At 63.4% G+C, this 10032-nt stretch carries 8 protein-coding genes; all 8 read right to left on the bottom strand.

Annotation, left to right across the window (positions count from 1 at the left end; translation table 11 throughout):
- Nucleotides 1-110: 110 nt before the first annotated feature.
- Entirely contained in the window at nucleotides 111-1823 is a 1713-nt protein-coding gene (locus U5A67_RS35980) for a dihydroxyacetone kinase family protein (protein ID WP_321818057.1), read from the bottom strand.
- Between the two features lie 150 nt (nucleotides 1824-1973).
- Nucleotides 1974-2858: an alpha/beta fold hydrolase gene (locus U5A67_RS35975; RefSeq protein ID WP_321818056.1), complete on the bottom strand. Its 885-nt coding sequence runs from the start codon at nucleotides 2856-2858 to the stop codon at nucleotides 1974-1976.
- Nucleotides 2859-2929: 71 nt separating this feature from the next.
- A complete protein-coding gene (mhpT, locus tag U5A67_RS35970; protein ID WP_321818055.1) occupies nucleotides 2930-4168 on the bottom strand; it encodes a 3-(3-hydroxy-phenyl)propionate transporter MhpT in 1239 nt (412 codons plus the stop codon).
- Between the two features lie 112 nt (nucleotides 4169-4280).
- Nucleotides 4281-5312 (bottom strand): 4-hydroxy-2-oxovalerate aldolase, encoded by a 1032-nt coding sequence (dmpG, locus tag U5A67_RS35965; protein WP_321818054.1) that lies wholly within the window; start codon nucleotides 5310-5312, stop codon nucleotides 4281-4283.
- 4 nt (nucleotides 5313-5316) lie between these two features.
- Complete coding sequence (locus tag U5A67_RS35960) at nucleotides 5317-6267, bottom strand: acetaldehyde dehydrogenase (acetylating) (RefSeq protein ID WP_321818053.1); 951 nt, start codon at nucleotides 6265-6267, stop codon at nucleotides 5317-5319.
- Nucleotides 6268-6280: 13 nt separating this feature from the next.
- Nucleotides 6281-7069 (bottom strand): 2-keto-4-pentenoate hydratase, encoded by a 789-nt coding sequence (gene mhpD / locus U5A67_RS35955; protein WP_321818052.1) that lies wholly within the window; start codon nucleotides 7067-7069, stop codon nucleotides 6281-6283.
- 36 nt (nucleotides 7070-7105) lie between these two features.
- Nucleotides 7106-8053 (bottom strand): 3-carboxyethylcatechol 2,3-dioxygenase, encoded by a 948-nt coding sequence (locus U5A67_RS35950; protein WP_321818051.1) that lies wholly within the window; start codon nucleotides 8051-8053, stop codon nucleotides 7106-7108.
- Nucleotides 8054-8079: 26 nt separating this feature from the next.
- Entirely contained in the window at nucleotides 8080-9909 is a 1830-nt protein-coding gene (locus tag U5A67_RS35945) for a bifunctional 3-(3-hydroxy-phenyl)propionate/3-hydroxycinnamic acid hydroxylase (protein WP_321818063.1), read from the bottom strand.
- Nucleotides 9910-10032 lie beyond the last annotated feature (123 nt).

Genomic DNA, 10032 nt, shown 5'->3' with positions numbered 1-10032 from the left:
TGACTTCGAAAACAGCCGGGACTCAATACCTCAATCCCTTTCCTGGCACTCGATTGCGCCGATTCAGCCCGATATAACCAGCGGCCGTCTTTAGCCGCCGATCCTCGCGGCTACGTCCCCACATGGGGCTTTAACGCCGCCAGCCAGCAGACTACCGCCACCGCTCCGCCATCCGGCGCGCCAATCGCCCGCTTGCCCAGATAGCTCGCGCGCCCCACGCGCGGATGCATATGCGCCGTCGCCTGCGCCCCATGCTCGGCCGCGTTGACCGCAGCGCTCCAAGCCTGTTGCGCCGTCTGTCCTTTACCGATCGCCTCGTCGAACGCCTCGACCGCCGGCACCAGCGCGTCCAGCATCGTTCTATCACCGGCTTTCGCACCGCCCAATTCGCTGATCGCGTCGATCGCACCGCGCCACGCCTGCGCCCATTGCTGCGGCGTTGGCTCAGGTGCGTCGGCTAACAAGCGGGACGCGCGCAGCAAAGCCGTGGCATAGAAAGGCCCTGAGCTGCCCGCGATTGCACGCCGCAAGCTCGCGCCCAAAGCCGCGAGCGCTTGCGGAGCAGTCCCAAGCGCATCGACCGGCAGCGCCGAAGCCGCATCAGCCGCGCGCCGCATACTCGCACCGAGATCGCCGTCACCCGCTAGCGAATCGAGTTCAGCCAAGCGCGCTTCGCTTTGCGCCAACGCCAGCGCAACGGCATCCAGCGCCGCCTTCATTCGCCCCGCCCACGCCGCGCGCGATGCATCGATCGATTTCGCTATGGAATCCTCATGAATCGACGCGGACGATACCTCCAGCCGGATAGTCGGATTGATGCAGCCTTTCCCCGGCCACGCATGCGCGTCGGTAGCCGCATCGAGCAACGCCAGCCTGCCGTCGTCCACACGCATGAGCGATATCGAACAACCCGGCATATTGAGCGCCGATAGCAACGTGCCCGCCCACGCACGCTCCACACGCACCTCGCGGCGCTGCAGGCTCGCATAAGCCGCGCGCAACACGATATCGAGTTCCATCTGCGGCGTCGCGCCCAGACCGTTGACGAGCAGCACCACGCGCTCCCCACGCGTAATGGCCAGTTCTTCGAGAATATTCACGAGCAGCGCTTCAGTCAGCGCATCGGCCGGTAACGGCGCGCTGCGCTCCACGCCCTTTTCGCCATGAATGCCCAGACCCAGTTCGATTTCATCATCGGCGAGACTGAAGCTCGATTGCGCGACGCCCGGCAGCGTGCAACCGTCGAGCGCCACGCCCATCGTGCCGAGATTTTCCGCCGCCACGCGCGCCGTCGCCGCCACGACTTCGAGCGAGGCGCCGCGTGCCGCCGCCGCGCCCGCAATCTTGTGGATCAGCACCGTGCCCGCGATGCCGCGCCGCTGATGACGTTCGGCGTGGCCGCGCAGCGCGACGTCGTCGGCCACGGTCACCACTTCGACGGGAATGCCTTCCGCGCGCGCGAGTTCCGCGGCGAGGCCAAAGTTGAGCCGGTCGCCCGTGTAGTTCTTGACGATCAGCAACGCGCCTTTCGGGCCAGCGCTTGCGCGGATTGCCGCGAGCACGGCGTCGGTGGGCGGGGACGTAAACACTTCGCCGCACACGGCTGCGCTCAGCATGCCCGCGCCCACATAACCGCCGTGCGCCGGTTCATGACCACTGCCGCCGCCCGAAATCAGCGCGACCGCGCGCGCCTGTGCTTCGGGAATATCGCGGCGGATCAGCACGTTTTCGTCGCCGAGAATGACGACATGAGGAACCTGCAGCGCGAAGCCTTCGAGCATTTCGCGCACGACGTCGGACGGTTGATTGACCAGTTTCTTCATGACGATCCCGGTGAACGCGGTTGTACGTGCCGACCATCGGCGGCGCACATGCGATGTGCATAGCGCGTCTGGCGGCTGCGTCCAGTGTACGCCCGTCGTTCTGGCAGCGCGCCAGCGTGTCCACCGGCGCGCCAGATCGTCATCGCTTCCTTAATGCTGCAGGAAGTCGAGCACCATGCGATTGAACGCATCCGCGTGCTCCCATTGCGCCCAGTGGCCACAACGATTGAACACATGCAGTTGCGCGTTCTGCATGCCCGCGAGCAGACGCAGGCCGATATCCATCGGCACGAAGCGATCGTCGCGCCCCCAGATCACGAGCGTGGGCGCGGCGATTTCGCCAAGGCGCGGGCCGTAATCGGTGAACTGCTTCGGAAACGCCGCCAGGCTCTTCACGAAGTTTTCGAGGTGATCGCGGCGCGCGAGCATATTGTCGAGGCGCGCCTGCATCAGATCGTCGGTGAGCGCGCTGGCGTCGTAGACGAATACGTTCATCATGCGCTTGAGATTGTCGATAATCGGCTCGCGATAAAGGCCCTGCAACAGCTTGATGCCTTCGGTCGGCATCGGCGCGAAGTTGCTCGGTCCGCCGGTGCCGCCGCCCATCAGCACGAGTTTGCCCACGCGATTCGGGTTCGACAGCGCGAATGCCACGGCGCTATGTCCGCCCATCGAATTGCCAAGAATATGCACGCGCTCGATGTCGAGCACGTCGAGCAGGCCCTTGAGCACACGCCCATTCAGTTCCGAACGCGACGACGTGCAAACGATCGGATCGCTCTTGCTCCAGCCCGGGCAGTCCATCAGGACCACGCGATAGCCCGCCGCCACAAGCGGCTCGACGTTACGGTTGAAGTTGGCCCAACCGCTCGCACCCGGACCGGAGCCGTGCAGCATCACGACGGTCTCGCCATTCGCATTGGGCGCGCCCGCGCCGGTGTCGTTATAGTGGATCCGCAGTTCGAGTTCGCCGTCTTTCACTTGAGCAAACTGGCTCGTGGAGGCTTCGGTAATCGTCTGTGCAGCCGCAGTCATGATGAGATCCTTGCAGTAAAACACGCTAATTCGTTATGAAGCGGGCGCTTGCCCGCTCCGCCAAAAAATCCTTAAACGCCTTGTGCGCCTGTTGCATTGCGTTGCGCAAATCCGCCAACCACCGTCAATGCGGCGAGCGCGGCGATCACGCACAACGGAATGCTCGACGCCACCAGCATCGATGCGCTCTGCCCCAGCGCGAACAATTGCCCGGCCACGAGCGGCCCGAGTATCGATCCCAGCCGCCCAACCGCGACCGCTGCGCCCACGCCCGTGCCGCGCACTTCGGTGGGATAGGCGTGGCCCGCGAGCGCGTAGAGCACCGACTGGCCGCCCACCAGAAACAGCCCACACAACAGACCGCCGCAGGCCATCGATACCGCGCCGCCCGCGCTCGCCAGCGCGGCGAGCGCCAGCGCAATCCCCGCATACATGCCGATCACCGTGCGGCGACGGCCGAATCGATCCATGATCGTTGCGATCGCAACGGCTCCAATCCCGCCGCCGATGTTGAACATCATCAGCACGATGTTCGATTGCACACGCGTGAGGCCGCGCGAGAGCACCATCGAAGGCAGCCAGTTCATCAGGAAATACAGCACGATCAGCGTGCCGAGATAGCTGATCCACAACGCGATCGTGGTACGGGCACGGCCCTGACCCCAAAGCGCTTCGCTCACGCCGGGCACGCCCTCGCGCACGGTGCTCGCCGCGCGCGCAGCCACGAACTGATGCGATTCGCGCAGAAAGAGGCCGAGCAGCGGCACCATCACGATCGGCCCCAGACCGCCGACGTAGAACACATCGCGCCAGCTAGCCGGGCTGGAACCCAGCATGCCGATCACGGCAGCAATGGCCGCGCCGAACGGCATACCGCAGTACATCGCGCCAACCGCCGTGCTGCGCTGCTGCGGGCCGGCCGCCTCCGAACACAACGCGATCAGGTTGGGCATCGCGGCGCCCAGCCCGAGCCCCGTGAGGAAGCGCGCGGTCACAAGGCTTTCGAAATTCCACACCAGCGTGGTCGCAAGCGAAAACAGGCCGAATAGCGTGACCGACGCCATCAGCACGCGCTTGCGCCCGAGACGGTCCGCCAGGCGGCCGCCCAGCGCCGCGCCCGGCAGCAGGCCGATTGCGCCCGCGCTGAATGCCCAGCCCATTTGCGACAACGCGAGCGAGAATTCCTTCGCCATGCGCGGCCCGGCCACGCCCGCTGATTGCAGGTCCAGGCCTTCGAGCAAGGCCACGGCGAGACACAGGGCGATCGTCGCCTTGTTGTTGCCTCCAGCACCACTGATTCGTGACGTCATTTGAAAAGTCTCCAATGTTGGGTGTCAGCCGCTCTTGCCGGCGGCTAATCGTTTGTCCTGCAGGTACGACGTAGCAACGCCGCGAGTCGCTTCAGGCGACACGCGGCGTGCGTCAAGACTGGGATGTTGCGGCTTGGGCGCGCTGCTTCAGATCGAGCGCCACGTCCACGATCATGTCTTCCTGGCCGCCCACCATGCGACGCTTGCCCAGTTCGACAAGAATGTCCACGGTTTTCAGGCCATATTTCTTCGCGGCCACTTCTGAATGGCGCAGAAAACTCGAGTACACGCCTGCATAACCCAGCGCGAGTGTTTCGCGATCCACACGTACAGGACGATCCTGCAGCGGACGCACGATGTCGTCAGCCGCGTCCATCAGCGTGTAGAGATCGGTGCCGTGATTCCAGCCCATGCGTTCTGCCGCGGCGATAAACACTTCGAGCGGCGCATTGCCCGCACCCGCACCCATTCCTGCCAGCGATGCATCGATGCGGTCGCAACCTTCTTCAACGGCGACCAGCGAATTCGCCACGCCCAGCGAGAGATTGTGATGCGCGTGCATACCTGTTTGCGTTTCCGGTTTGAGCACGCTTTTCACGGCACGGAATCGATCACGCACATCATTCATCGTCAGTGCGCCGCCCGAATCGACCACGTAAATACAAGTCGCGCCGTAGCTTTCCATCTTCTTCGCTTCGACGGCGAGATTCTCCGGCGTGGTCATATGGCTCATCATCAGAAAGCCGACCGTATCCATGCCGAGTTCACGCGCATATTCGATGTGCTGCTTCGAGATATCGGCTTCGGTGCAATGCGTGGCCACACGCACGATGCGCGCGCCCGCGTGATACGCCGCCTTCAGATCGTGAATCGTGCCGATGCCCGGCAGCAGCAGCGTGGCGATTTTCGCGTGCTTCACCACGTCTGCAACCGCTTCGATCCATTCGAGATCGCTATGGGCGCCAAAGCCGTAGTTAAAGCTCGAACCTTGCAGACCGTCGCCGTGCGCGACTTCGATCGAATCGACCTTCGCCTTATCCAGTGCACGAGCGATGTCCTGCACGTTCTGAATCGAATACTGATGACTAATCGCGTGGCTGCCGTCGCGCAGCGTCACATCGGAGATATAGAGTTTCTTGCTCATCGCTTTACGCTCCCTGCACGCTCAAGAGCGTTTGCGCCATACGCTCGGCTGTTGCGAGCGCGGCGGATGTCATGATGTCGAGATTGCCGGCATACGCAGGCAGATAGTGCGCGGCGCCTTCCACTTCGAGAAATACCGAGGTTTTCAGACCGCTGAATTTTCCAAGGCCCGGAATATTCAACGGCGCGCTTTCAGGAATTTCGTCGAATTGCACTTGTTGCTTGAGTCGATAACCCGGCACGTAGGCGTGCACTTTCGCGACGGTTTCTGCGATCGATCGCTCCACGGCTTCACGATCTGCCATTGCGGAAAGCGTATAAACCGTGTCGCGCATCATCACAGGCGGTTCGGCCGGATTGAGCACGATGATGGCTTTGCCTTTTGCCGCGCCGCCCACCGCTTCAATCGCCTTAGACGTGGTTTCGGTGAATTCGTCGATATTCGCGCGCGTGCCCGGTCCCGCCGATTTGCTGCTGATCGAAGCGACAATTTCCGCGTAATGCACTTTCGCCACGCGGGAAACGGCGGCCACGATGGGAATCGTCGCCTGACCGCCGCACGTGACCATATTCACGTTGGGCGCGTCGATATGCGCGTCGAGATTCACTACCGGCACGCAATAAGGCCCAATCGCCGCGGGCGTCAAATCGATCACGCGAATCGACGGCTTCAATTTACGCAGCAGCGCATCGTTCTTGATATGCGCGCCCGCCGAAGTCGCATCGAATACGAAATCGATATCGTTGAAAACGGGCAAACGCGTGAGCCCTTCCACGCCTTCATGCGTGGTCGCCACGCCCAGACGCGCAGCGCGCGCGAGACCATCGGAGTTGGGATCGATGCCGACCATCGCCGCCATTTCCAGATGCTGGCTGTGGCGCATGATCTTGATCATCAGGTCCGTGCCGATATTGCCGGAGCCGATGATCGCGGCCTTGAGTTTTTCGGAAGCCATTTGAAGTCCTGTTTCAGGCGGTGAAAGTCGCGCGAACGCTGCCGAGGCCGTCGATCTGCGCGGTATAAGTGCCGGGTTCCTTCACGGCGACCATGGGTCCAAGCGCGCCCGTGAGCACCACGTCGCCGGCACGCAGCGGCGTGCCGAGTTGCACCATGCGGTCCGCGAGCCACACGGCCGCATTGAGTGGATTGCCCAGACACGCGGCGCCATTGCCGCGCGAGAGCACTTCGTTATCGCGCGAAAGTGTCATTGCGCAGGCGTTCAAATCGATTTGCGAAAGCGGCACGGGACGGCTGCCCACGACAAAACGCGCACTCGACGCGTTGTCCGCGACCGTATCGACGAAGCGGATATCCCAGTTCTGAATCCGGCTATCGACGATTTCGATGGCCGCCAGTGCATACGCACTCGCGCGCAGAATATCGACGAAGGTGTGCTTGTCATGCGTGAGATCGCGTTCGAGCACGAGCGCGATTTCCGCTTCCACTTTCGGCTGGATCAGTTGCGAAAGCGAAATCGGTTCACCGTCGCCGTATGCCATCGAAGCGAATAGCGCGCCGAAGTCGGGCTGATCGACGCCCAGTTGCTGCTGCACCGCGCGCGATGTGAGGCCGATCTTGCGGCCGACGATGCGCTCGCCGTTCTGCACGCGCAGATCGACATTGGCTTGCTGCACGGCATAAGCCGTAGCGATATCGTCGATGGCGATTTCGCCGCGCACCGGCTCGATCACCGCGCGCGAGGCTTCCGCTTCGCGCAAACGTGCGGCCAGCGCCGCGATGAGTGTTGGATCGGTCATGCCGTTCTCCAGGTTCTTCGATGCAGTTCGATACGTTCAGGCCGCCTGCGTAGGCGTGGCGTGCATGGTGGCGAAACCCGCAATCCATTCAGGAATCGCGCGGTAATAATCGAGCGACGCGCAATACGGCCCGAACGCCGCAAGCACGCCGAACGCGGCCACCCACGTGCGGATCTCGTGCGCGGACTTGCCGCCGTCACGCGTAATGGCCGCATTGGTCATGCCGTCCACGGCCGTCAATTCGCCCGAAGCCAGCAGTGCGAGAAACGCGCGATCCCATTCGGGATTCAGCGGATGCAAGTGGCTATCGCCTTTCGTGAACGCTTTCGCGGCGGCCACGGTGCGCGCCTCACGCGCGTCGCGCGAATCGGCGGAAGGATTGCGGCCCGCAATCAAACGCTCGGCAATTTCAGGCGTGGCGCCAAAGAGTTCGGGCACCGGCGGTTCGTGCGAGATGCCGCCCGATCCCACCACCAGCACGCGCTTGCCCGTGCTCGCCATGAAGCGTCCGATCGCTTCGCCAAGCAGACGCGCGCGGCGCAGCGTCGCCATCGGTGGCGCGACGGAGTTGATGAACACCGGAATCACCGGATAGCGATCGAGCCCGCCCGTGAGCACTTCGAGCGCTTGCGCGCAGCCGTGATCGACCTGCATACGGTACGAGAGCGCCACGTCGATATCGGCCGCCAGCACGCTTTGCGCGAGCGCGTGGGCCAGTTCTTCGGGCACCGGCAGCGGGCCCGCGAGGCTTTTGAAATCGCCGATCGCCTGCGCTTTCGCGCCGATGCAGAACGGCGGCATCATGTCGTAGAAGAAGCCGTTGAAATGATCGGGTGCGAACGCAACGATCAGATCGGGCTGGAATGCCTCGACGCGTGCGCGTGCTTCGCGGCCTACGCGCTCGACTTCGGCCACCACGTCAGGAGGCGGATCGAAGTAACCGTGCAGCGGCGTGTGCGAAAGGCACTCGAGGTGTATCGGCATGCTGGCGTTCACAATGCGGCTCCTGCTCATGCTGCCTGCGCGACAGCGACGTTTGCGCGCGCGGGGCGATGTGATGCAACGGCTTCGCGCACCGCGATATCGCTCATGCCCAGCTTGCCCGCGAGTTCGACGATGGCGCCCGAGACCTGCTGCGGCGTGCACACGCCCGCCACGAAGCGGTCCGGGCGCAGCAGCACGACCGATTCCGGCCGCTGGCTGAACCAGTCCTTGAGACGTCCTTGCACATCGCCGAGCGCGAGCACGCCTTCGGGCACGTCATCGGTGTAATCGAGTTGCACGTCGGGCTTGGCGAACGCGAAGCGCGCGCCCAGGCGTTCCCACACCGCACGCGCTTGCGGCGTGAGACCGAAGGTCGGGTCCGCGCCCCATGCGAGCACCACAAAGCCGTTGCCGATCGCATCGTCCAGACGCACGACGCGGCCATCGCTCGAACGCACGCGCGGCTGGATAAACATGCGGCCCACCGGCGAGGCCGCCAGCGGATCACGCCCATAAGCGAGGCGCCCGAGCAGCGAATCGCGTTTCTGGCTCATCAAACCCAGCAGACGGCCCGGCGCGGAATCGCCCGAGCGTTCGAGCACGCGTGCGAGCCAGCCGCCCGTTGGCTTCTGCGGCGGCAGCAGCACGACACCGGCCTCATAACGCGGCATCGGCTTGAAACGCATCTCCACGAAATAGCGCTTCACCGAGGGGAATACGTTCATCGACTTCACGAAGGCGTCGCGAAAGCGCGCGCCGAATCGCGTCGCCGGCGCGAAGATATCGCCGGCGACTTCGGAGAGATGAATCATCGACCGTGCGTGTGCGCGGCGCTCGACGGTATAGGTATCGAGCAGACGGCCATCGGCGAGACCCTTCGCGACCATCGCCAGTTTCCAGCCCAGATTGTTTGCGTCGCGAATGCCGCTGTTGTAACCCTGGCCCTGCCACACCGGCATGATGTGCGCAGCGTCGCCCGCCAGCAGAATGCGATCCACGCAAAAGGTTTCGGCCAGACGCGCGTTGTGCGTATAGACGCGCTTGCGGATGTAATCGACCTTGTCCGGGTCCGCGACCACTTTGCGGATCAGCGCGGCCATATTCGCGGGCTTCGAAAGTTCTTCCTCGGTTTCGCCGGGCATCACCATGAATTCGAAGCGGCGAATGCCGTGCGGCAGCGCCGCCGATACATAAGGGCGCTCGTGATCGCAATGCATATAGATATGCGGCGAGCCGATCGGATCGTTGCGCACATCCACGACGATCCATTGATTCGGCTTCGTGCGGCCTTCGAAAGGCACGTTGAGCGCACGGCGCACGAAACTGTTGCCGCCATCGGCGCCCACCATATAGGCGGCGCGAATCGTGCTGCGCTCGCCATTCGCAGCGCTCACGTCGATCGACACGCCCTGCGCGTCCTGCACAAAGCCATTGACCGTATGCCCGAACAGCACGTCGACATGTTCGAAGCGCGCGAGCCCTTCATACAGCACGCGATCGGCCAGCGGCTGAATGAAGGCATTGCGGCGCGGCCAGCCGAATTCATCGGTACGCGGCTCGATCGACGCGAAGCAATGGTTGTCCTTCGTGACGAAGCGCATCCAGTGGTCGGGCGTGGTGTGCGGCAACAGCGCGTCGGCAAGACCGATCGATTGAAACACGCGCAATGCTTCGTCATCCAAACCAATTGCGCGCGGATAGTCGATAATCTGGTCGAGCTTTTCGATGAGGGTGACGCGCACGCCCTGGAGACCCAGGATATTGGCGATCATGAGGCCCACAGGGCCCGCGCCGATGATGGCGACGTCGGTGGCACGCTGGCGCGAGCGAACCGTTTCCACGGCGGCCGTATCCACGGCGGCAACGTCCGCAGCGGCGGAAGAGGTGTTCATAGTGTCTCCGTGTCAGTCGCCCTTGGTCGGGGCGATCTCATGCAAGGCATGGAAGCGAGTCTAGATTCGCGGCGACACGCGCTCAAC

The organism is Paraburkholderia sp. J69-1, assembly GCF_905220255.1.
GTDB lineage: Bacteria > Pseudomonadota > Gammaproteobacteria > Burkholderiales > Burkholderiaceae > Paraburkholderia.
Note: the sequence above shows the minus strand (reverse complement) of the source record. Positions and strands in the feature narration are given on the sequence as shown.

Bases quoted from the DNA above. Each gene is read 5' to 3' on its own strand.
- U5A67_RS35980 (WP_321818057.1), bottom strand. From the start codon at position 1,823: ATGAAGAAACTGGTCAATCAACCGTCCGACGTCGTGCGCGAAATGCTC.
- mhpT (WP_321818055.1), bottom strand. From the start codon at position 4,168: ATGACGTCACGAATCAGTGGTGCTGGAGGCAACAACAAGGCGACGATC.
- U5A67_RS35950 (WP_321818051.1), bottom strand. From the start codon at position 8,053: ATGCCGATACACCTCGAGTGCCTTTCGCACACGCCGCTGCACGGTTAC.
- dmpG (WP_321818054.1), bottom strand. From the start codon at position 5,312: ATGAGCAAGAAACTCTATATCTCCGATGTGACGCTGCGCGACGGCAGC.
- mhpD (WP_321818052.1), bottom strand. From the start codon at position 7,069: ATGACCGATCCAACACTCATCGCGGCGCTGGCCGCACGTTTGCGCGAA.
- U5A67_RS35975 (WP_321818056.1), bottom strand. From the start codon at position 2,858: ATGACTGCGGCTGCACAGACGATTACCGAAGCCTCCACGAGCCAGTTT.
- U5A67_RS35960 (WP_321818053.1), bottom strand. From the start codon at position 6,267: ATGGCTTCCGAAAAACTCAAGGCCGCGATCATCGGCTCCGGCAATATC.